This window comes from Helicobacter pylori (genome assembly GCF_011140715.1).
Classification (GTDB): domain Bacteria; phylum Campylobacterota; class Campylobacteria; order Campylobacterales; family Helicobacteraceae; genus Helicobacter; species Helicobacter pylori_DA.
On sequence record NZ_SFZZ01000012.1, the window covers coordinates 82,352 to 104,564 of the forward strand.

At 36.1% G+C, this 22,213-nt stretch carries 14 protein-coding genes, 1 tRNA gene and 3 pseudogenes; 7 read left to right on the plus strand and 11 right to left on the minus strand.

Annotated features, from left to right (window positions below; all coding sequences use genetic code 11):
* Positions 1–58: 58 nt before the first annotated feature.
* The 8 genes and pseudogenes from EWZ81_RS01535 to recG form a co-directional block, all read right to left on the minus strand.
* Positions 59–3,370, minus strand: a pseudogene (locus EWZ81_RS01535) (type IIG restriction enzyme/methyltransferase); the annotation flags it as partial.
* A pseudogene (locus EWZ81_RS08765) lies at positions 3,368–3,946 on the minus strand (DUF7149 domain-containing protein); the annotation flags it as partial. The pseudogenes EWZ81_RS01535 and EWZ81_RS08765, both read right to left, overlap by 3 nt.
* A gap of 79 nt (positions 3,947–4,025) precedes the next feature.
* A pseudogene (locus tag EWZ81_RS01540) lies at positions 4,026–4,236 on the minus strand (DUF7149 domain-containing protein); the annotation flags it as partial.
* Between the two features lie 125 nt (positions 4,237–4,361).
* Entirely contained in the window at positions 4,362–6,518 is a 2,157-nt protein-coding gene (locus EWZ81_RS01545) for an AAA family ATPase (RefSeq protein ID WP_165548794.1), read from the minus strand.
* A gap of 132 nt (positions 6,519–6,650) precedes the next feature.
* Positions 6,651–9,569 (minus strand): type III restriction-modification system endonuclease, encoded by a 2,919-nt coding sequence (locus EWZ81_RS01550; RefSeq protein ID WP_165548795.1) that lies wholly within the window; start codon positions 9,567–9,569, stop codon positions 6,651–6,653.
* 2 nt (positions 9,570–9,571) lie between these two features.
* Positions 9,572–10,153: a site-specific DNA-methyltransferase gene (locus EWZ81_RS08660; protein WP_205250206.1), complete on the minus strand. Its 582-nt coding sequence runs from the start codon at positions 10,151–10,153 to the stop codon at positions 9,572–9,574.
* A gap of 4 nt (positions 10,154–10,157) precedes the next feature.
* Positions 10,158–11,615 (minus strand): DNA methyltransferase, encoded by a 1,458-nt coding sequence (locus tag EWZ81_RS01555; RefSeq protein WP_205250207.1) that lies wholly within the window; start codon positions 11,613–11,615, stop codon positions 10,158–10,160.
* Between the two features lie 42 nt (positions 11,616–11,657).
* Entirely contained in the window at positions 11,658–13,529 is a 1,872-nt protein-coding gene (gene recG, locus EWZ81_RS01560) for an ATP-dependent DNA helicase RecG (protein ID WP_165548796.1), read from the minus strand.
* A gap of 76 nt (positions 13,530–13,605) precedes the next feature.
* Here recG and EWZ81_RS01565 point away from each other — a divergent pair, with 76 nt between their 5' ends.
* Positions 13,606–13,953: a hypothetical protein gene (locus tag EWZ81_RS01565; RefSeq protein ID WP_165548797.1), complete on the plus strand. Its 348-nt coding sequence runs from the start codon at positions 13,606–13,608 to the stop codon at positions 13,951–13,953.
* Between the two features lie 3 nt (positions 13,954–13,956).
* Positions 13,957–14,592 carry an outer membrane protein gene (locus EWZ81_RS01570; protein WP_078283378.1) on the plus strand — a complete coding sequence of 212 codons (636 nt, stop codon included), beginning with the start codon at positions 13,957–13,959 and terminating at the stop codon, positions 14,590–14,592.
* Here the strand turns inward: EWZ81_RS01570 and EWZ81_RS01575 are convergent.
* The gene (locus EWZ81_RS01575; protein ID WP_000767512.1) at positions 14,589–15,341 is read right to left on the minus strand and encodes an exodeoxyribonuclease III; all 753 of its coding nucleotides are present in this window, start codon (positions 15,339–15,341) and stop codon (positions 14,589–14,591) included. The two genes, EWZ81_RS01570 and EWZ81_RS01575, sit on opposite strands and share 4 nt — an antisense overlap.
* 101 nt (positions 15,342–15,442) lie before the next feature.
* On the opposite strand from EWZ81_RS01575, the gene EWZ81_RS01580 reads away from it, so the two are divergent.
* A tRNA-Phe gene (locus EWZ81_RS01580) sits at positions 15,443–15,518 on the plus strand.
* Positions 15,519–15,520: 2 nt separating this feature from the next.
* Here the strand turns inward: EWZ81_RS01580 and EWZ81_RS01585 are convergent.
* Complete coding sequence (locus tag EWZ81_RS01585) at positions 15,521–16,963, minus strand: competence protein (protein ID WP_165548798.1); 1,443 nt, start codon at positions 16,961–16,963, stop codon at positions 15,521–15,523.
* A gap of 228 nt (positions 16,964–17,191) precedes the next feature.
* Positions 17,192–18,565, minus strand: coding sequence for a chromosomal replication initiator protein DnaA (dnaA, locus tag EWZ81_RS01590; RefSeq protein WP_165548799.1), 1,374 nt, complete (start codon positions 18,563–18,565; stop codon positions 17,192–17,194).
* A 152-nt stretch (positions 18,566–18,717) separates the two neighbouring features.
* Between dnaA and EWZ81_RS01595 the strand changes: the two genes are divergently transcribed.
* The 4 genes from EWZ81_RS01595 to thyX are packed head-to-tail and all read left to right on the plus strand — an operon-like array spanning position 18,718 to position 21,988.
* On the plus strand, positions 18,718–19,260 hold the full coding sequence (locus EWZ81_RS01595) for a phosphorylase family protein (RefSeq protein WP_165548800.1): 543 nt from the start codon (positions 18,718–18,720) through the stop codon (positions 19,258–19,260).
* A gap of 44 nt (positions 19,261–19,304) precedes the next feature.
* Positions 19,305–19,544, plus strand: coding sequence for a DUF2443 domain-containing protein (locus tag EWZ81_RS01600; RefSeq protein WP_000461837.1), 240 nt, complete (start codon positions 19,305–19,307; stop codon positions 19,542–19,544).
* The gene (gene glmS, locus EWZ81_RS01605) at positions 19,545–21,338 is read left to right on the plus strand and encodes a glutamine--fructose-6-phosphate transaminase (isomerizing) (protein WP_165548801.1); all 1,794 of its coding nucleotides are present in this window, start codon (positions 19,545–19,547) and stop codon (positions 21,336–21,338) included.
* Between the two features lie 23 nt (positions 21,339–21,361).
* Positions 21,362–21,988, plus strand: a complete 627-nt coding sequence (gene thyX / locus EWZ81_RS01610) for an FAD-dependent thymidylate synthase (RefSeq protein WP_165548802.1) — start codon at positions 21,362–21,364, stop codon at positions 21,986–21,988.
* Positions 21,989–22,213 lie beyond the last annotated feature (225 nt).

The following is a 22,213-nucleotide window of genomic DNA, read 5'->3' on the forward strand; positions in this document are numbered from 1 at the left end:
TCTTAAAAAGAGTTGCCCCCTAAATTAGGGGGTTATCCTTAAGTGGGAAATCAGCTTTTCACTGCCCGTTTTCAATGATCTTAATTTCTTCATCGGTGAGGTGGTAGAGCTGATAGACTAAAGCGTCAATTTCTTTTTCTAACTTTTGGGTGTTGGCTTTAGGGTCTTTTTCTTTTGCTTTTAAAATCCGCTCCGCGCAATCGGTGATTTTATCGGCTAATTCTTGGTTTTTAGGGGTGATTTTAGGAATGGGTATTTTTTCTAAATTATTTGTTTTTAACTCGCCCTCAATACCCCCTCCCATATAAAACTTACGCATAGCAAAATAAATGCATTTAGAGTTTAGTAAAGCTGTAAGATATTTTATTTCTATCTTATCGCCTGTAATAATATTTGCAGGTGCTGGAGCATAAAATCCTTTTTCTTCATAAACAAAACAAGGCTCTTTAGCCATAATACAAGGATACACAATTTTCTCTTTTTCAAAATCTTGATAATAGCTTGCCGCCCATCTTTGCAAGCAATACCATTCATATCTCTTTCCGGTTTCATCTTTATTGCGTTTTAAAAGTTCATCTTTATATGAAAGCAAATGAGCATAGATAATAGGATAGTGGGTAGAAAAATCTTGTTCATTTTTCTCCATGCTTTTTGGACTACCGGTATTTGGAAAATGCCAAGGTATAAAAATCACCCACAAATCCGCCCACTCATAAGAATACCTTTTAATGTCTTTCCCTCTTAAAATGGGCTTGATAAGCTCAATTGTTCTTTCTCTTTCGCTCATTCCCCTTTCGTCTTTTTGCAAATCGTCGCAGTTTTTTAAGATTTCGTCTCTTTTTTCAGTGGGAATGATGAAGGCTTCGTTACAGCCGGTTAAGATACCCCGATAGATTTGAATACCCCAGTCTTTAAGCGGGGTGCCGATGTTTTCCATTTTGTCCCTTAAATCCAAAAGCGTGGTGTTGGCAAAAATAAAGCTTTCTGTTGAAAGCGCGTTTTGCCTCATCAAAAGAGAGGGGGTGTTTTTCAAATCGTCTTTATCGTTTGGGGTGGGTTCGTAATACTTAAAAACGCTCTCTTTAAGGGACGCTTGCTTGATGAAATGAATGATGCTGGTATCCACTGCAGCACTTTCAAAGACTTTTAAGGCGTTTAATTCCATGTAGCTGACAAGGGTGGTTTTTTTGAGTAATAATTCTCTCAATTTGGCGCCGTATTTGGCTCGCGCGTATTTGTTGGAAGTGATGAAAGCGTTAAACCCCTTTTCTTTTAAAAGATTCAAAGCCAGGGCAAAAAAGTAGGTGTAAATGTCGCTTGAGCTGTTATAGAAATCTTGGTATTGCTTTTCTAATAAAGGCTTTAAGTCTTTGATGTGTTCTTGGCGGATATAAGGCGGGTTGCCAATGATGCAATCAAAGCCTAAAAAATTCCCCTCATCGTCTAGCACTTCAGGGAATTCAAAGCGCCATTCAAGAGCGTTAGCGTAGCGTTCGTTTTCATCTTGTAAATCCTTATAAGATGTTAGGACATAGCGGTTAAAATGTTCTAGCCCCACTACTTTATCCGTTTTGTCTAGTTTGGGGTAGGGTGTATAATCATGAAAAAGACCTTCATGCGCCATTTTCTTTTCTAATGCTAGGGCTTCCAATTCTAAGCCGTTATCGTTTGCCTCCTCCAAGATACTCTTGCCATAGAGTTCTAAATGCTCTTTTAAAAATTTTTTAAATTTTAATTCTTTTTGAGGGGGTTCTAAAGTGAGTTTAAAAGCTTCTTTAATTTTCTCTATCCTATCATTGAGAGCCTTTTTAAAATCTTTGTTAGGGTTTTGTGCTAATTCTTGATAAAGGCGTTCTTTAGCGTATTTTCTAACAGCGTTAGAGTCTTTTATGGGGTGTGTTAGGGTTTCTAAGATTTTAGGGTCTTTGTAGATTTTAACGAGTTCTTTATATTCAGCGATGTAGTATTCTAGGTTTTTATTTTTTTCGGTTTTTAATAAGGCTTTATCTTTGAGAGCAAACCTAGAAATGAGCGAATTACCGCACTTGATGTTAATGTCAATGTTGGGGAGGGTTTCAAGATTGTTAGTGTTCTTGCCCTTTTCAAAAATATAATAGCTGTATTTTAAAAGCTCTATCCATAGCCTGAGCTTGGTGATTTCGCATGAATTGGGGTTAATATCCACGCCAAAAAGGCAGTTTTCAATGATGTCTTTTTTAAGCTCAAAAAGTTCTTTTTGGATTTGGTGGTGGGGATCGTTTTCGCTATGCGGTATGGTGTAGTTAAAGACTTTATCCTCTGGCGTGTGAATGATGATTTCATCGTTTTCTAATTTAAGATCGTAGCGATACAAGGAAACAATAAGCCCTAGCTTGTAAGCAATCCACACCATTTCATTGAGCGCTGAAACCAAGAAATGCCCGCTCCCCACCGCCGGATCGCAAACGCGTAGAGTGAGAAGCGTGTTTAGGTATTCTTTGCGTTTATTCTCTTTATAGCTATTTTGGAGATGATTTCTTAATTCTGTTAAATTTTCGCACTCTATTTTATAGGTTTGATTGAATTTATCCAACACAATCGGCGTGATACTCTCTTTGCACATGTAGCTCGTGATAAAGCTTGGGGTATAAAAGCTCCCCTCTTTATAGCCGTTGAGTTTTTCAAAAACAAGCCCTAAAACGCTAGGGTTAATCAAACGGCTTTCGCTCTTATTTTGATTATCTTTAATGTCTTTAGGGGTGGTGGTGAAATCATAAACGCGCAAAAATTCAAAAAGGTATTCCAGCAAGGGCAAATCTTTTTGTTTTTGGTAATTTTCGTGTTTTTTGAGAACGGATTTAGGATAAATCTCTAAAGGCTCGTTATTGAGTAATTTGATTTCATGCCCCTTTAATTCCAAAGGCGTTTGATCAAACAAACTGGAATTCAAATAAGGGATTTTTTTAAAAATCTTGTCTTCTTTATTTAAAGAACGCTCGCTGTTTTTCTTGGCCAGGACTTCAAAAAAGAGGGTGTTTAGGGCGTTGAAATCTTTAAAGTTTTCTATGGTTAAGAAAGGTTTTTCAAAATGGTTGAAAGAATTTAAAAGGCTTTCTAAAAGCCGTAAAAACAAGATGCGGTTATTCCAAGCGATGAGTAACGCCATGACTTTTTCATCGTCTAAATCTTTGTATTGTTTTTTTAAAGCATCGCTTAGGGAGTTTTGGGTGCGGCTGGGCTTGATTAAAGTTTTCCCTTTTTCATTTTTCTCTTCTAACCCTAAAATATAAAGCAATTCTTCATAAAAATCTTTGTTAAGCGTGTTAGCGTCAGAATATTTTGGGATTTTGAGCAAAAAATTAGGGCTTAGGGCTTGATAGATTAGGGCTAAATTTTCTTTTTTGAGAGGGATATGGTGGTATTTTAAGGAATGATCAAGCTCATTAAGGCGTTTTTGGCAAGCATCATAAAACGCTTTTGTGCGTGGATCGTTACCCTTTCTATCGTGGCAATTTTCAAAGGCTTTTTGAATTTCTTTATCTTTATTAAAAACCTCAAATTCGTTCGCATCAATGATATAAAGCTCTTTGATAGTGGCTAAGATAAGACGCTTAAGGTTGTTATTACCCCCTTTTCTTTCTATGAGGTAATACAAAAGGCTTTCATGCAAGGCTTTAACATTCAAATCGCCCTTTTTAATAAATTCGTTGGAGTTTTTAAGGGCTTTAAATTCAATGATCACTTCCACTTTGTTATTTTCATTAAGAATAGCGCTGTCTATTTTTTTGATGGGATTAACCTTGTATTCAAAAACACCTTTCAATAAATCACTAAAAGCGCCTTTGTGGTGATCTTCATTTTCTCGTTGGTCGGTTTTTAAAAAGGCGTTAAAAGCGGTTTCAAAAGCTTTCAGTTGCTCTTTACTTGGGTAGTTTGTGTTGGGTAAATCTAATTTTTTATAATCCATGTTAATTCCTTACATCGCTTAAAAACGCATGCTTTAAAAGTTTATCGTTGTTTATAAAAGCATTTTTTAATGCCACGCTTTTATAAGCGTAATGCTCTTTAATGCTTGAGATTTTGCCTAAAAACTTATTGATTTCATTTTTTTGAAATTCTTCATCATCTTGTCTTGGCGCGTTTTCTAATAAGCTGTTTATTTCTTTTTTCAAAATTTTCTATAGTTTCTTTTGTGGGTGTTGGGGGATTGTATTTTTTAATGAAATCCTTGAGTAAAATGCGAGTGAAACGAATCATAAAACGCCTTTAAAATTGGATAAAAACGATTATAACAAAAGCGCCATGAATTTTAAATAAAACGCTTTTCTTTGAAATTGTTCCATGTGAAACATTGGAGTAATTGATCTATTGATAAGACTTATTTAATTTAAATTTTTGACTTTCTCAAAACATGTATATAAATGATCAAGGGATGTGTCTAAAATGGGTTCGAACATGAAAGAGTTAATGTGGATATTTTCAGGAGTAATCATTAAAACCTTTTGTATAACCCTTTTTTCATCATCAGATAGTTCTTTTTTAGTGGCATCATATAACTCCCTTGTTTGATTTTTCTCCGATTTGAATTCTCGATTTAGTTTATTTAACATCCATTCTTCAGCTTTTAATCTGATCGCCATTGAAAGAATAATCTTATTTTGTAATTCAATATGATTACAATCTTTATCGTTATAAATTTCTTCTGCAATATCATAAATTGCTTGAAAGTATAATTTTGAGTTATCTTTTTCAATCTTTTTATTTTTTCGCTCTATGCCAAAAACGCTATCAAAAATCTTTGAAATATCCTGAATGTGAATAGTTTTTGTATCTTTTTTCATGTGCAAGCAATTTGTAAGTTTTATATAATTGCTGTCTTTGTCTGCTTGAGAACTTGTGTATTCAATCAAATTCCTCACAAAAGGTATCAGTGCGAAAAAGTCTTTATCATTTTCTGAGTCTCTAATACATTTAATAAAACTCTTCAAATACCCACCATTTTCAAAAATTATTTCTCTAGCATCATTTTTGCGGATCATTTTAATCTGTTCTCTAGGAATATTCAAACGGCTTGCTAGGGTGCGATAAAAATCAAAATTATGCGTCATCACGAGCAATTTAAATTGTCTGCATTCTTGCAAATCCTTAAGATACTCAATAATTGCATATTTATTTCTATAATCAAAAGAGTCTGAAATATCATCAAAAACTAAGAGTTGGATTTCGTCGCTTCTTTTTCTAGCCTCAATTTCAAACAAGATTTGTAAGATATATAACGCTCTCTTTTCTCCTCCGCTTAAATGTTTTTGCAAATCTTCTTTTTGAACATTCATATCCTGATTGTCATCAGAAAATATAAATCTAAATTGCGCGGTGTCTTTATTCAATAAAATATCTTTTTGATTTTGAAGCTCCACTTTAAAGGGAACAAGAAATCTTTGATTAAAAATTTCAATGACAGATTCCCATTCTTTCTGGTCTTTGTTAGCCTGTTTTATAATTTCTTCTATTTTAGGCTTTTTCTCTCTATAAAGATTAACCAAACTCTTAACATTTTGAATAACTTGTTTAAGATAGCTAAACAACACCTTTTTTCTAAAAGAATCATAATCTAAAAGTTCTGTCAATAATGTATTATCCTTACTGATAGCATCTTTAAAGGCTTTAAGTTCCTTATTAGCATTTATGACTTTTTCAATCTTATCAAAGCTCTCTTTAAGCTTCTCATCATTGACAATTCTATTTTTTTCATTTTCAAAAATATCTGACAATTTTTGATAATTCGTAATTTCCTCTCCAGCAATTTTCAAACTATGGTTAGCTTTAAAAAACCTGTTATTTTCTAAAGCTTTTTTAAGATCATCAGCATGGTTTGTTCCAAAATCTCCACCATCCATATGTTTAAAAATCTCAGATTGAGACAATAATTCTTGATATTTATTAAAATACTGCTCAATCAAATCATGATGCTTATTGACAAAATCTTTCACTTTTTTTGATCTATCAAATATATCACGATATTCAAAAGAATAGTGTTTTTCGCTGTTTTCTATTTCAGTCAAATAAGTGTCTAAAATTTCATAAAAATTTTTATTTTTTTCATTTTTAATGGTTTTTATTTCTTCTTCACAATCAAAACCGCTTGCAATATCTCTAAAACTTTTTAAAAGTGTCTTCTTTTCTTTTTCTAATTCTGAAAGAATATTATCATATCGTTGTTTTAATTCTGATTTTGCCATAAAAGTTGTAACGCTGTCTTCAGAGCTAAATTTTTCATCATAAGAATGAAAAACAGCAACATTTTCTTTTGACATTTTCTTACCATTAAATTCAATCTCTATTTTACTTCTACGATTAGGATAAAAATTATCTTTTGGCATTTCGTTATTTATCAAATCGGTCAGGCTTTTTGCAAATGAAGTTTTAAAAACCCCATTTTGAGCATATAAAAGATAGCTGTTTGCTTGTGAAAAATCTAAAGATATGTCTTTTATCTTGCCTATTCCATAGCAATTCTCTATATTGATTTTTAACTCCATTGACTACTCTTTAGTAAATTTAATTAAACTTTATCATATTCATTTCAATAAAACCTTTTTAGAGATTAGGTTAAATTGATCTAAATCAAAATTGTTCCATGTGAAACATTAGGGTAATTGAGCTTATTAACTCTAATCTTTACGATTTAAAACTTCATTAACCAACGCGCTTAATTGATCATTGCTCAACTTGGTTTCGTATTCAATATTCACGCCTTGCTTTTTTAAAGCTTCAAAAAATTTCTTAGCGGTTGAAATTTTCCGCTTTTCTTCATCGCGCAATTCGTTTTCATGTTCAACCCCCTTAGTTTCTACCACTAACAACACTTTTTTATCGTTGTTTTCAACCACATACCCAAAATCAGGGCTATAAGTTTGATTCAACCCTATCGGGATTTTAACCCTAGGGAGCTTACCAAAAACAATGATTTTAATGTCGTTAGATTCTTCAATCGTGTCTTTTTCAATCTCGCTATCCACTTGCATGAAATTTTCATACAGGCATTTTTCTTGAGCGCTTGAATTTTTAATCTCATATTTATCCGCCCCCAAACTCCTGTCTAAAAACTCTCTAATCTCTCCCTTTTCATCATAAAACGCATCGTTTTTTCTGTTTTTAATCGTCGTTTCGCGCATTTGATAGGAAATTTTATCTTTAATATTTTGATAAATGATTTCCAAAAACAGCTCTTCTAACCGCCTTAAGCTCTCTTGTTCGTTTTTTTTAATTTCATTAAACTTGTTTTCATCAATTTTTTCCAACACTTTAGCCACGCTTTTAAAACTCAATTTCACCTTATTGGACAAGGCGCTGATAAATTCATGCAGACTCCACACGCATGCGTTTTCTCGCTCAAAAGTCTCTGTTTTGGCGTTATTTCCCATCGTTTCTACTTTTTTATGCGTCGTAACCGAAACGCTTTTTGAACTGACTTTAAAAGAAGCATTGATCTTTTTGACAATCTCATCAATCAAGCTCTCGCTGTCAATGGCATAAGCGATCCTAGCTTGATGATTCAAACCCGCCCATAAGGTTTCAAATTTTTTAAAATTTTCTTTATTGATTTTGATTTTTTCAGTTTTTCGCTCGTTTTTGTTCCTAACTCTAAAATGGCCAACTAAACGATCTTTTAAAAAATCTTTTAATTTTTCAAAATCCGTTAAATATGTTTCATCTTTTAATTTTTCTAGTTCCGGCTCTTTTTTTAAAAATTCGTTTTGATTGAGGGTGAGTTTAAAGTTTTCATCATCTGTTCTTTCTCCAAAACCCAAACCCTCTAACTTTTCAAATAAAACCCCGTAATACCCTTTTTTAACAACGCCGCTTTTTTCTAACTCTTCTGCGCTAAATACTTGTTTGATCAAGCTATGTTCGCTTATCTCTTGCTGGATCGCTCCCACAAAATCCCCCTCAACTTGCGGCACGATCACCACTAATTCATTGACAAAATCAAAATCAGCATGCTCTTTAGTGATGCGCTCACCCCTATCATTCACAGCGAGCCTTAACCCCCTACCGATTTGTTGCAATTTAGTGATATTGGAATGGCTAGGGGCTAATTTGCAAATCGTCATCACATTAGGGTTATCCCACCCCTCTTGCAACGCCCATTGCGAAAAGATAAACCTGAGATCGGATTCAAAACTCAGCAATTTTTCTTTTTCTTTTAAAATGAGCGCGATCACTTGCGCTTCATCGCTATCTTTATTGCTTTTAGCAAAATACCCTCCATGCACTTTTTGAATATTGTCTTTGGTGCGTTCTAAATACGCTCTGTAATTGTTATCTAAATCATCTTTTTTTAAGACTTCTTCAAGCTTTTGCTGGTAGAGTTTTTCAAATAAAAGGGCTAATTTGGCCGGCTTTTCATTCTCGCTTAAATAGCTATTCACCCCGCTAATAAACACCATGCACAAGGCTTTAATCCCCTTTTTAAAAAGCCCTTCTTCTCTTTCAAAATGGCTTTTTATCGCTTCTTTCAGCATCACTTCTTGCTCGCCCTCTAAAAGATGAGAAAAAGGCTCTTTTTGATCCAGCAACAAATTAAAGCCATTGAGAAAACGAACCTCAGTTTTAGTGATATTTTCTACAATATAATCTTCTAAAGCGCTGATTTGAGTTAGCACCCCTAAATTATCATGCTTTTTGACTTTGACGCTTTGAGTTTTATTTTCTAAATTCGTGTAGTTAATTGCAGCTTCATAGTCGTTTTGTGTCTTTACAACCCCTTTAAGCTCTAAAAAATACTCGTTACTCTCCCCCACAGACGCCACGCTAATGCTTTTCACTAGGGCGCAATCAAACGCTTTTTTGCTATCTAGTGCATAAATCAAATTATTATAATCATCTTTAAAAGTCGCCCCAAACCTGAGCGTGATTAAAGCGTTTAATTGTTCCAAATATTTTTTTGTTTTATCGCCTAAAAATCGGTGCGGTTCGTCCATGATCACTACCGGGTGGATACTGGCTAAAGCTTGCATGTAACTTTTTGCGCCATTGAATAGATTCGTGTTTTCTATGCATGATTTATTAATAACATTACCCTCTTTATTGAAAGCAGAAAAAGTCATCACCAACACGCAGCATTTGTGATTGCTCGCTAAAATAAAGCTCCTTATATCTTCATAGCTTTCCAAATGCGTAGAATACTCGCTTTTAAAAAATTCTCTGGTGATTTCAACGCTCTTTAAAACCCCTAATTTAATGGCGTTGCTTGGCACTAAAACGATAAATTTTGACAAATGGTAGTTTTGGTGCAAGGCATAAATGCATTCCAAAAAGCAAAAGGTCTTCCCGGTGCCTGTTTCCATTAAAATATCGCAGTTTAACGACTTGTCAATCCCCACGCTTTTCTGGGTTATTTTTTGTTCTGATTGCAAATTTTGGATATTTTCTAATAAAAGATCTTTGAGTTCCCCTATTTCAAAAACAGGGTTAGAAATCCTTTGAGCGTCATTTTCTGGCTCTCTCAAATAAATCCCCTTAAAAACCCCTAAAATTTGATTCAAGCATTTTTCTTGATAATCCAATCGTTTGAATTTGATTTTCATCTCTACCCCCTAATCTTTAAATCGCCGCTCTCTAACTTCAAATCCGACAAATTACTGCCCAATTCCAAACAAAGCCTGTCGTTACTGATAGCTGGCATATACACGCTAATTTTTTCCACCCCTTTATCTTTCAAGTTTTCTAAAACTTCGCTCATTTCTATATCCCCCACAATGAAAGCCGTATTTTGAGCCAGATACAAGGCGTTTTCAATCAAGCACGATATAGGGGTGGTTAGCTCTAAACCCTCACAGCATAAAAGCTTGATTAAAATCGTTTGAGTTTCTCTTTTTTTGGGGTTAGAATAAGCGAATAAATCCTTTTGATTGGCTTCATTGAGATTTTTATCGTTCGTTTCATCATCAATGATTTCAAACGCTCTAAACCCCACATCTAAATACGCGCAAGCTTCTTTGATTTTAGCCCCCGCTCTTTTAATCCTTTCTTCGGTGATGTCAAAAATGCTTGGGGAGGGTGATTTTAAGGTGTTTAAACAAAAATCATGCGCGCTTTTGTTTTTCTTGGGATCAATTTTTTCATCTAATTGGACGAGAATGAAGCGCCTTTCTTTAAATGCGGCGTTCAAGCCATTAAATAACCCCCCCCCCCTCACTTAATTTTTGATAATCGCTCTTATTACTCTCAAACACGGCATGCGCGGTTGTCCCGCTCCCGGCAAAAAAATCTAAGATGATGTCGCCCTCGTTGGTGGATAATTCAATCAGTCGGCTAATGAGTTTTGTAGGTTTTGGGTTATTGAAAATCTTTTGATTAAAAAGATCATTAACTTCTTTTGTCCCATTACCACCGCCGATATTTTCTATCACATTTCTTGCGGGCGATGACTTGTCTAAAATAGCATAAAATTCGCCGTTTTCATTTTGTTTGACTTGGTTTTTATCTAAAAATTCTTTTTTACAAATTACATATTCATTTCTACTATTTTTTTTAATAGAAATAATATTTTTATTACTATTAAAAGTATCCAACGCCCAAGTCCAACACCCAAGTCCAACACCCTTTTTTGGAGGTCTTATAATTTCATAACCTTGTTTTAATAAGTCTTGTCTATCACTATAAACTAAATTTTCATCATTACTACTTTTTGCTAATTCTTTATCATAATCATCTACACCTAAAAAATCTAGCGTTTTAGGATTATAGTAAATACTATAACCTAAATTTGCTCGTGCGTTTAAAGTCCCTCCAGCTCCACCTGTTGTAAGCCCAGCCCCTTCATAATAGTATTTATCATTTTCACAAAATACTTTGACTTCTTTTTTTGAAGTCATGCGATTAAGACTGAGCGCTTCAACATGCTTTGCATAAACAAGAATATTTTCGTAATTGTTTTGAAAATATTGCGCATCATTTTGAGCGTTACCTTTAAGCCAAGTCAAAGATGATAAAAAATTCCTCTCATCAAAAATTTCATCGCATAAAAGTTTGAGTTGGGCGCATTCGTTATCGTCAATAGAAATGAAAATCACGCCGTCTTGTTTGAGCAAATCTTTAGCGAGCAACAATCTAGGATACATAAAACTAAGCCACCCGCTATGGCATTTTGACCCAAAAAGATTCTTGATATAATCCAGCTTTTCTTTAGAATAATCCAATGTTTTCAAAATCTCTTCATTGGATTGCGAGAAATCATCGCTGTAAATAAAGTTATCGTTTTTTGTGTTGTAAGGCGGATCAATGTAAATCATTTTGATTTTTTCGCTATAACTTTGTCTTAAGATTTTGAGAGCGTCTAAATTATCGCCCTTGATGAGAATGTGCTTACTAGTGGATTCGTTTAATGGCTTTAAAATCTTATTATTTTTCTTAAAAGCTTGATTTAAGGCGATTTTCTTACCCACAAAATCCAACCCATAGCCCTCTTCTTTTATCTCGCTAAAATCCCCTAGTAACGCTTTTAATCTTTTCACATCCAGCGTGAGCTTGTTATCATTTTCCACACTCAAGCAACCGGGAAAATAACGATTAAAAACCTCTAAATTTTTTTCCTTAACGCTTTTTTCTCCACAAATTTCTTTATTTTGCATCTCTATCCTTTTTTTAAATGATTTAAATTACCCAATTCCACCTTAATTTTCAAATGTTCCCCGTGAAACGCTAGCGGTCTTCAAAAAATCCCGTTTCACTTCAGCGATAATGTTTTCATCTTTGGCTAAGTCAATGTATTCAAAACTATTCCCGCTCTGCTCCCCCCCTTGGAGTAAATCCCCGCTTTTTCTGTATTGTAAATCCAATTCAGCGATTTTAAAGCCGTCCAATTCATCAGCAAACTTTTCCAATCGTTCGTTTTCTTCTTGGATCGTGCATAAAAAACAATAGCCTTTCAAGCCGTTACGAGACACGCGCCCCCTTAACTGGTGTAAAGTCGCTAAGCCTAACCTTTCGGGCGCTAAGATCACCATCACGCTCAATCGTGGTAAAGAAATGCCCACCTCAATGAGCGTAGTCGCTAAAAGAATGCTCCCTAACTCTCTAAATTCTTCAATCACTTCTTCTTTATTTTTATCTTGCCCTGAAGTGGTATAAACCTTTTTAAAGCGTTTTTGCCAAAAACTCGCCCCCTCACTGAGCGATAAATAAGGGATTTTTTCGCTCTCATTCACCAGCGGATAAACGACAATGACTTGGTGGTTTTTAGCGATTTCTTCGCTAATTTTCTCCATCACTATTTTAAAATCTCTTTTATGCAAAACCAGAGTTTCAATTTCTTTAGGATAAGGGATTTCTCTAATCATGGTCGTTTTCACAAACGCGCTTTTGGCTAAAGCCAGAGTGCGAGGAATGGGGGTAGCGGAAAATTGCAAGGAATGGGGTTTATTGCCCTTACTGCTTGCCATTTTTTCTAATTGGTAGCGCTGCTTGGTGCCAAATCGGTGCTGTTCATCAGTGATCACTAGAGCGAATTCATTCAAATCGCGCTTATCAAACAACAACGCTTGCGTGCCTATAACAACATGCGTGATTTTTTCAAACAAATGATTGGATCGCTTTTTATGGCTCCCGCCGAGCAGTAATTCCACTTCAAAATAAGGGGGTAAAAATTTTAAGGCTTCGTTATAAAGCTGTTTAGCGAGAATGGAAGTGGGTGCCATTAAAAGGGTTTTATTAGGGTAGGCTAATACCATGCTCGCTAAAATCACCATCGTTTTCCCGCACCCCACATCGCCTATAATCAAACGCTTGCACGCTATGGGGCTGGTGAGATCGTTTTGGATTTCTTTAATGGCGTTTTGTTGATCGCGCGTGAGCTTAAAGGGTAAAGAAGCGATAAAATTATCCAAGCGTTCGCTGTTATTGGGGCATGCGATTTTAGCGCCAAATTGCAATTTTTTACGCTCTAAATTTTTCATATAAAAAAGCATTTCAATGTATTTTAATGCATTTAAATGTCGTGAAGGAAAATTTTTATTCGTTTCAAAATCCTTGACAAAATGCGGCGTGGGGAAAAAAATTTCTAACAATAAATGCGCGATATTCTCTTTAATGCCTTCCTTTTTTAAATTTTCTAGTGAAATGAGTTTTTGTAAATTTTCTTGTATTTTTTTATGGTTTTTAACTTTTTTAAAAATTAAAGAAATCTTTCCAAATTCGGTAAGGATTTTAGGCGTGTTAATGGTATAAGCTTGATTAAAAGAGCTTTGCTCTAATTTACCATAAATGAACAAACTCTCGCCGGTTTTAAACTGGTTGTAATAAAACGCGCTGTGATTGAAAAAAACAAGCTCTAAATTTTTGTAAAATCGTTTGGAATAGGCAAAAATCTTTAAAACTTTGGCGTAGTTCCTTTTTTCTAAAATACCCACTTCTAAAACGCCGCTCAAGCCCGTTTCAAAACGCTCTAACAAATTTAAATCCTTATAACCCTTAGGCGTATAAATAAGCAAGGCTTCTAGAAGCGATTTCACGTTCAATGTTTTTAATAAATGATTTATTTCTTGCAATTTGTTCTTAGTCAATCCTTAATCGTTTTTATGATAAAATAAACAAATTATACATTGACTTAAGGAAATTTAATTGATGAAATCTAAAATCACTCATTTTATCGCTATCTCTTTTGTTTTAAGCCTGTTTAGTGCATGCAAGGACGAGCCTAAAAAATCGTCTCAATCGCACCAAAACAACACTAAAACCACTCAAAACAATTCAATCAATCAAGCGAATAAGGATATAAAAAAAATTGAACATGAAGAAGAAGATGAAAAAGTCACCAAGGAAGTGAACGATTTGATCAATAACGAAAACAAAATTGATGAAATCAATAATGAAGAAAACGCTGATCCTTCGCAAAAAAGAACGAACAATGTTTTGCAACGAGCCACTAACCACCAAGACAATCTCAACTCCCCACTCAACAGGAAGTATTAAAGTGTGAAATTTTTTTCAAAGGATTTATTTAAAAAAGTAATCCCCTTATTTTTAAGCGTTTATTTTTTAAACCCTACCCTTACGCAAGCCAAAAGCCGTTTTTATGTGGCTTCTCAATACCAGGTAGGGAAAATGATCATGAAAAAATACAACGATCTCAAACGCACGATTGAAGGGGCGAGCTTTTCTTTAGGCTGGGAGATTAACCCCACTAACTACTGGTTTTATTCCCGCTATTACTTTTTTATGGATTACGGGAATGTCATCCTCAATAAAAGAACGGGCGCTCAAGCAAACATGTTCACTTACGGCTTTGGGGGGGATTTGATCGTGGAATACAATAAAAACCCCTTGTATGTATTTTCTCTTTTTTATGGCATGCAAGTTGCTGAAAACACATGGACGATTTCCAAGCACAGCGCGAATTTCATCATTGACGATTGGCGCAGCATTCAAGGGTTTTCGCTTAAAACTTCAAATTTTAGGATGCTAGGTTTAGTGGGGTTCAAATTCCAAACCGTGCTATTCCACCATGATGCTAGTATTGAAGTGGGAGTCAAATGGCCTTTTGCTTTTGAATACGACTCACCCTTTGTAAGGCTTTTTTCTGTCTTTATTTCGCACACTTTCTACCTTTAAACTAATTCCAACCCCACTGGGCAATGATCACTCCCTAAAATATCTTTATAGATTAAAGCGTCTTTTAAGCGCGTTTTTAAAGGATTAGAGCATAGAAAATAATCAATGCGCCAACCAATGTCTTTGTCCCTCGCTTGTTGCATATAACTCCACCAGGTGTAAGCCTTTTCTTTGTTAGGGTAAAAATAACGGAAAGTGTCAATAAAACCAGCGTTCAAAAGCTCGCTGAATTTTTCTCTCTCTTCATCGCTAAAGCCGGCGTTTTTTCGGTTGGTTTTAGGGTTTTCTAAATCAATTTCATTGTGGGCCACATTCAAATCCCCGCACACAATGACCGGTTTTTTCAATTCTAAAGCTTTTAAAAATTTTTTAAATTCCACTTCCCAACTCATGCGGTAACTAAGCCTGGATAGAGCTTGTTGGGAATTAGGGGTATAAACATTCACCAAGTAAAACGACTCAAATTCGCAAGTTACCACGCGCCCTTCTTTGTCATGCTCTTCTATATCAATGCCATAGCTCACGCTTAAAGGCTCTTTTTTAGTGAAAGTTACCACCCCAGAATAGCCCTTTTTAATCGCGCAATTCCAAAAATCAAAATACCCTTTAAATTCAAAGGTGTTTTGTTCTTGCTGCATTTTAGATTCTTGAATGCAAAAAACATCCGCATCAACGCTATTAAAAAAATCCATAAAGCCCTTAGTCATGCAAGCCCTTAACCCGTTCACATTCCATGAAATCAATTTCATTTTAATCCTTGTTTAATTTTGAGTGAATTATATCTTTTTAGTCATTTTTTTAAAAATTAAGCTTTATTTTACCTTTTTTATGTAATAATTGTTTTTTGCTTGGCTTGATAGCTCAGTCGGTAGAGCAGAAGACTGAAAATCTTCGTGTCGGTGGTTCGATTCCGCCTCAAGCCACCATTTTAAACTTCATTGAATAAATAATTCCCCTTTTTGACACACACCACACGAGAGTTTTCAATACTCAAAGGCGTGCTTTTGGCTCGTGGCTGCTCTTCTATTTCTAAAGCCATGCACACTCCTTCTTTAAAGCGCACATGGTTTTTAACCCATTCTTTGTATTCACTGCTCTCTTTGACTATATCGTTTAAATAATGCCCCTCATACACTTCTACAAATTCCATGAATTTGTTATCCAATTTCAATTCATCTTGCTTGACTTCACTCTTTCGCGTGGAAGAATAAGCCAATTCGCTGGTTTCATAAAAAGTCGGCTCTACTTGGTCGTCTTGTTTGGGGCGCTCATAAATGGCTTTCACTAATTGCGTGGTAATTTCATACTCACTCTCCCACGCTTGTTTTAAAGGCTCTTCTATTAGATAGCATTGCCTAGTCGTGCCGTCTTTTCTTGCTCTAGCCCTTTTACACTTTTCTGTAGAGCTTCTGGCTTGGAGAATGGCGAAATTGTTTTTAGCTTCAAAAGTTTGCGGCTCTTCTAAAGGCTCTGTTTTATGAACAGAGATTTTAGTATAAGGGGTAATGATTTTACCGCTTTTATTTTCAGCGGTGCTGTAATCGCAAGGGGTAATATCTGTCGCAGTCTGTCTGTCTTCATCAACGCGTTTTAAAATGCTTGGGCGATAGGCTTGTAAATTTTCATCATCATAAACCCATTTTCCGCATGCGAATTCTTTAATATTAGGATCTCTAATCGCTTGTTTTTCCACATTGTCCCTATTTTCGTTGTTTTCATTGTTTTCACTCGCATCAGCGTTAGAGGTGTTGTTATTAGGGAGCGTTTTTTCAGTGGGTGGCACTACAAAAAGGTTGTTTTCTTGATCTTGTGAAGAATGCTTTAAAGGGGGATTAGCGTCGTTTGTTGGCGTTTGAGTTTCGTTAGTGGGGCTTACTTTGCTAGGAGTTACTAAAGGCTGTAAAAGGCTGTTTTTAGAGTTTTTAGAGCCTAGTTTGGACTCTGGGTAAGAAAAGTTTTGAGGAGATTGTTGCGATGAACTAGGCTTGTTTTGTGGTTTTTGCATGGGTGCGTTTAAAGAAGGCATTTGGTGCGGGTGCGACTCTTTCAATTCTTTTGAAGAAAAAACAATCTGGGTGTTTCTAGGGATAGTAGGGCGGTTAGGGTTTAAGGTCGTTTCTAAAGAAAGTTTTTCATCAAGGGGTTGATAGACGATTGCAGTGGATATGTGGGTGATAGTGAGCGTGAGTTTTTTGTGTGGGGAGATATTATAAACGCCCAAAACTTGTTTGGGTTCTTTAGAATCAAGGACTTTAGCTTTAAAAGTGCCTTTATGCGGCGAAATTTTAATTTCTTCTAAAAGCTCGATCACAAGGGCTTGAAGAGGGTTAGAGAAAGTCAGAAAGAAAGACAGACAAAGGGATTTTTTCATGCTTATTCCTTTTTATTTTAGATTTTTGGATTATATCTTAAAAAGAGGTTTAATAAAAGTTATAGATAAGTTATAGATAGGTAACACTTTAATTAATAATAATTAGTAACAGTAGTAGGGGTGTGAATGGATGGAATGAAAAATTAAAAAGCTTTAGGGGTGCGCGTTTTTAGGGGGGTTGTAGGATTTGAAAAAAAGTGAATGGAACGCTTTTTCATAAGCCTTTTTTCATTCACTCAATTTGAAAGCGGTTTTTTTGTCGTTCAATTCGTTCAAGCGGTTTTTGATTTCTTCTCTAAGGCTTAAAATAAAAGGGCTTTTTTCTTCTTCAAGCATTTTTTTAACGCTAGAATACATTTTGGAAATGCTTGAATGATCCTTTAAATCCAAAAACTGGGCGAGCGAAAGCGTGGGGTTGGGGGTATAAAGCCTGGCGAAATACACGACTAATTTTCTCGCCAAAGCGACATTTTTTTGGCGCGAAGAGACTTTGATTTCACTGGATTTGAGATTCAAGCTTTGCGCGACAGCGAGTAAGATATTTTCCAAGCTTGAGCCTTCGGCATGATCTTTTTGCAAATCTTCTAAAACGGTTTTAGCGAGATTCAAATCAATGGGAGCGTTCATTAAGTTCGCGTTCACGCTGATTTTAATGATCGCACCTTCCATTTGGCGGATATTGTCGCTGATGTGTTGGGCGATGTATTCCATCACTTCTTCAGGCAAAATGATTTGATTGAGTTGGCATTTTTGTTTGACGATGGAGAGCTTGGTTTCTAAATCAGGGGGCATGACTTTAGCGGTTATCCCCCATTCAAAGCGCGATTTTAAGCGATCTTCTAAGCCGGCGATGTTTTTAGGCGATCGGTCTGAAATCAATACGATTTGTTTGCTGTTGGCGTGCAATTCGTTGAAGGTGTGGAAAAATTCTTCTTCTAGTTTGGGTTTTCCTTGCAAAAATTGGGCGTCATCTAACAAGAAAAAGTCGCAATGGCGGTATTTTGCTTTAAAAGAATCCATGGTTTTGTTGTCTAAATGCTTTAAAAAGTCTGTCAAAAAATCTTCTGAAGTGACTAACACGACTTTTTTATGCTTTTCTAGGGCATGGTTGCCGATAGCGTTTAAAATGTGCGTTTTGCCTAACCCTGTGCCGCCATAAAAAAGCACCGGGTTATAAGGGGGGGTATCGCTTTGGGCGACTTTTTTAGCGATTTCATAAACGGTGTTATTGCATGATCCTACGACAAAATTTTCAAAAGTGTAAGAGTCTTTGACGCTCGTTTTTATGGCTTTGTAATTGATATTAGATTGGGCGCTAATTTGGATTTTAGGCGCTACTTCAATACGCACATCCACGCTATGGGCTAAGTGCATGCCGACTTTATTCTGGCTTAAAATTTCTTTAAGCAACGCGCCGTATTTAGCCGTAATCGTGGTGCATAAGACTTTGTTGGGGGCATAAAAAAAGGCAATATCGCTCTTGCTCGCGTTAGGGTTGTATTTGAGCTGGCTAAAGTAATTTTCATACTCTATGAGACTAACTTTAGGATTTTGTTTGACTAGCGCCAAGATTTCTTTTTCAATATTGTTGTTGGTATCCATGGCGTTATTATAGCGTGAATAAGTGGTGAATGAAAAAGGAATAACATGTGAATGAAATGTGAATGAAGCCTTAAAATTAAGGTGTTTCTTTTAAGGGTTTGTCTATAATGCTTGCTTTATAATAAGCTAATGGATGCGAAAAAAGGATTTTCATGCTGCTTTGCGCAGGAAGGAATGAGACTTTAAAAGGGGCGGTGCCTATTGGTGTGGGCTTGATAGAGAGCGCGATCAATTTAACGAGAATGTGTTTAAAAAACCCTAATATTAAGAGCCTTATTTTTATAGGGAGCGCGGGGAGTTATAGCCCAGAAACGGAGCTTTTGAGCGTGTTTGAAAGCACTCAAGGCTATCAAATTGAAGAGAGTTTTAGCCATTTAAACAGCTACACGCCTTTAGATAATTCCATTCACATAGAAACTAAAGAGCAGGCTCTTTTTGAAAGGGTGGGTGTGAATAGCAGTAACTACATCCACACGAGCGAAATGTTTGCTAAAAAAATGGTTCAAAAGGGCGTTTTATTAGAAAACATGGAGTTTTTTAGCGTTTTAAGCGTGGCTAAAATTTTTTCTTTGAAAGCTAAAGGGATTTTTTGCGTGAGCAATCATGTGGGACTTAATGCGCATAAGGAATTTAAAGAAAACCACGCCAAAGTCAAACAGATTTTAGAAAACATCATTGATAGTTTAATAGTTTAGCTATCATGGAGTATCATGGAGCATTCTAAATTAAAGGCGGTTGAATGTTTGAAAAAATACGCAAGATTTTAGCGGATATTGAAGATTCGCAAAATGAAATTGAAATGCTTTTAAAATTAGCGAATTTGAGTTTGGGGGATTTTATTGAGATTAAAAGAGGGAGCATGGACATGCCAAAGGGCGTGAATGAAGCGTTTTTTACGCAATTAAGCGAAGAAGTGGAGCGCCTAAAGGAGCTTATCAACGCTTTGAATAAAATCAAAAAAGGGTTATTGGTGTTTTAAATGTGCGGGATTGTAGGTTATATAGGGGATAGCGAGAAAAAATCCGTTCTTTTAGAGGGATTAAAGGAATTGGAATACAGAGGTTATGACAGCGCTGGCTTAGCCGTATTGAGCAATGATCGTTTGGAAGTGTTTAAAACTCAAGGGAAATTAGAAAACCTTAGATTGGAGCTTAAAAATAAAGAGTTTTTGGATTTTGGCGTGAGTATCGCTCACACCAGATGGGCCACGCATGGCAAGCCAAGCAACGCGAACGCCCACCCGCATTTTACAGAAAATTTAGCCTTAGTGCATAATGGCATCATTGAAAATTACGCGAGTTTGAAAAAAGAATTGGAAAACAAAGGGCATGCGTTTTTAAGTCAAACGGACACGGAAGTCATTGCGCATTTATTAGAAGAAACGCTTAAAAGCGAGGGCGATTTATTGAAAGCCTTTGAAAAAAGCATCAGCCTTTTAAAAGGGAGTTATGCGATTTTAATGCTCCATAAAAGGGCTAAAGAAAGCTTGTTCTACGCTAAATCTTCTTCGCCTTTAGTTGTGGGTAAGGGCAAAGAGGGGGTGTTTTTTGCGTCCAGTTTGAGCGTGTTAGCCCCTAAAGTGGATCAATTTGTCATTTTAGAAGAAAACAGCGTGGGGCGGATTTCTTTAGAAAATTTTAAAGATTTAAAAAATATTGAAAACATGAAAGATTACGCTTTTGAAAACAAGGATTATTCTAAAGGCAATTTTAGGAATTATTTAGAAAAAGAGATTTATGAGCAGCACAGCAGTTTGCTAGAGTGTTTAGAGGGGCGCTTGGAAGCCTTGAGTGTGTATTGCGAGATCGATCCTGAATTTTTAGAAAACGTGAGCGAGATCACGCTGTGTTCTTGCGGAAGCAGTTACCATGCGAGTTTGGCGAGCGTGTATTTGTTTGAAAGATTGGCCAAAATAAGAGCGAGAGCCATTTTAGCGAGCGAGTACCGCTACGCCCATTTTAAAAGCAACCCTAACGAGCTTTTTATAGCGATTTCTCAAAGCGGCGAAACCGCCGACACTTTGGAGGCTTTAAAATTAGCCAAAGCCCAAGGGCTTAAAACCATTAGCTTGTGTAACGCCCCTTTTAGCATGATGAGCCGCATTAGCGATCACACGCTTTTGATTAGAGCGGGGGTAGAAAGGAGCGTGGCATCCACTAAGGCGTTTTCTTCGCAAGTGATGCTTTTATGGCTTTTGAGCGTGTATGTAGGCAAACAATTAGGGACCATCTCTAAAGAAGAAGAAAGAATCCAAGCCAAAAACATGCTCAATAGCGTGAAGGCGATGAAAGTAGAGCCTAAATTGCATGAAAAAATCAAGCGCTTATCCAAACGCTACTTGCATGGGCATGGCTTTTTTTATATCGGGCGCGATGTGTTTTACCCGCTCGCTTTAGAAGGAGCGTTAAAGCTTAAAGAAATCAGCTACTTGCACGCTGAGGGGTATGCGAGCGCGGAAATGAAGCATGGGCCTATTGCGTTGGTGGATTCTAACCTTTTTACCATTGCTTTATTGTCTAAGCATCTGTTATTTGATAAAACCAAAAGCAATATTGAAGAATTGAGCGCTAGGGATTCTACGATTTGCGTGTTAAGTTCTGAAATTTTAGAGATCGCTGATGATTTTATCCAATTAGAAGAGAGCGAAAGTTATATGGAAGAATTTTTCCGCATGAATTTAGCGATGCAGCTTTTAGCTTTAGAAATCGCTATGCGTTTGAACCACGATGTGGATCACCCAAGAAACTTAGCTAAAAGCGTTACCGTGGAATAAAAAGCGATATTAGGAGTCAGATAATGGAAGTGATTTGTAAGCATTACACCCCTTTAGGCATTGCAAGCCAAGCGATCCGCACTTGCTGGCAGAGCTTTGAATACAGCGATGATGGAGGTTGTAAGGATAAGGATTTGATCCACAGGGTGGGGAATATTTTTAGGCATTCTTCCACTTTAGAGCATCTTTATTACAATTTTGAAATCAAGGGTTTGAGCAGGGGGGCGTTGCAAGAATTGAGCCGGCATAGAATAGCGAGCTTGAGCGTGAAATCAAGCCGCTACACTTTAAGGGAATTGAAAGAAGTGGAGAGCTTTTTACCCCTTAATGAAACGAATTTAGAAAGAGCCAAAGAGTTTTTAGTTTTTGTGGATGATGAAAAAGTGAATGCAATGAGCGTTTTAGCTTTGGAAAATCTCAGGGTTTTATTGAGCGAACATAACATTAAAAACGATTTGGCCAAATACGCCATGCCTGAAAGCTATAAAACGCATTTAGCGTATAGTATTAACGCTAGGAGCTTGCAAAATTTATTGACTTTAAGAAGCAGTAATAAAGCCTTAAAAGAAATGCAAGATTTAGCCAAAGCCTTATTTGACGCTTTACCTGGCGAGCATCAATACTTATTTGAAGATTGCTTGAAACATTAGGCATAAATACCGCTTGATTAGTTCTTTAATGTTCTAAAAACGCCTTGTTTTTTGCGTTTGATGAGATGGAGTTTTAAGGGGGTTTGTTGTAGGATTTTATCACGCCCCATAGTTGCGTTATGGGGCAAATCCTATGTCAAAAGGAGCATGCCATGAAACACAAAAATGGCAAACGCTCTTGGAGATCATTATACTTTGAGTTTGCTTTTTTGGGGCTTAAAGTGA

What these genes read in the sequence shown, in the direction of transcription:
- EWZ81_RS01545 (WP_165548794.1), bottom strand. Translation starts at nt 6,518, where the DNA reads ATGGAGTTAAAAATCAATATAGAGAATTGCTATGGAATAGGCAAGATA.
- EWZ81_RS01550 (WP_165548795.1), bottom strand. Translation starts at nt 9,569, where the DNA reads ATGAAAATCAAATTCAAACGATTGGATTATCAAGAAAAATGCTTGAAT.
- EWZ81_RS01555 (WP_205250207.1), bottom strand. Translation starts at nt 11,615, where the DNA reads ATGCAAAATAAAGAAATTTGTGGAGAAAAAAGCGTTAAGGAAAAAAAT.
- EWZ81_RS01565 (WP_165548797.1), top strand. Translation starts at nt 13,606, where the DNA reads ATGAAATCTAAAATCACTCATTTTATCGCTATCTCTTTTGTTTTAAGC.
- EWZ81_RS01575 (WP_000767512.1), bottom strand. Translation starts at nt 15,341, where the DNA reads ATGAAATTGATTTCATGGAATGTGAACGGGTTAAGGGCTTGCATGACT.
- EWZ81_RS01585 (WP_165548798.1), bottom strand. Translation starts at nt 16,963, where the DNA reads ATGAAAAAATCCCTTTGTCTGTCTTTCTTTCTGACTTTCTCTAACCCT.
- dnaA (WP_165548799.1), bottom strand. Translation starts at nt 18,565, where the DNA reads ATGGATACCAACAACAATATTGAAAAAGAAATCTTGGCGCTAGTCAAA.
- EWZ81_RS01595 (WP_165548800.1), top strand. Translation starts at nt 18,718, where the DNA reads ATGCTGCTTTGCGCAGGAAGGAATGAGACTTTAAAAGGGGCGGTGCCT.
- EWZ81_RS01600 (WP_000461837.1), top strand. Translation starts at nt 19,305, where the DNA reads ATGTTTGAAAAAATACGCAAGATTTTAGCGGATATTGAAGATTCGCAA.
- glmS (WP_165548801.1), top strand. Translation starts at nt 19,545, where the DNA reads ATGTGCGGGATTGTAGGTTATATAGGGGATAGCGAGAAAAAATCCGTT.
- thyX (WP_165548802.1), top strand. Translation starts at nt 21,362, where the DNA reads ATGGAAGTGATTTGTAAGCATTACACCCCTTTAGGCATTGCAAGCCAA.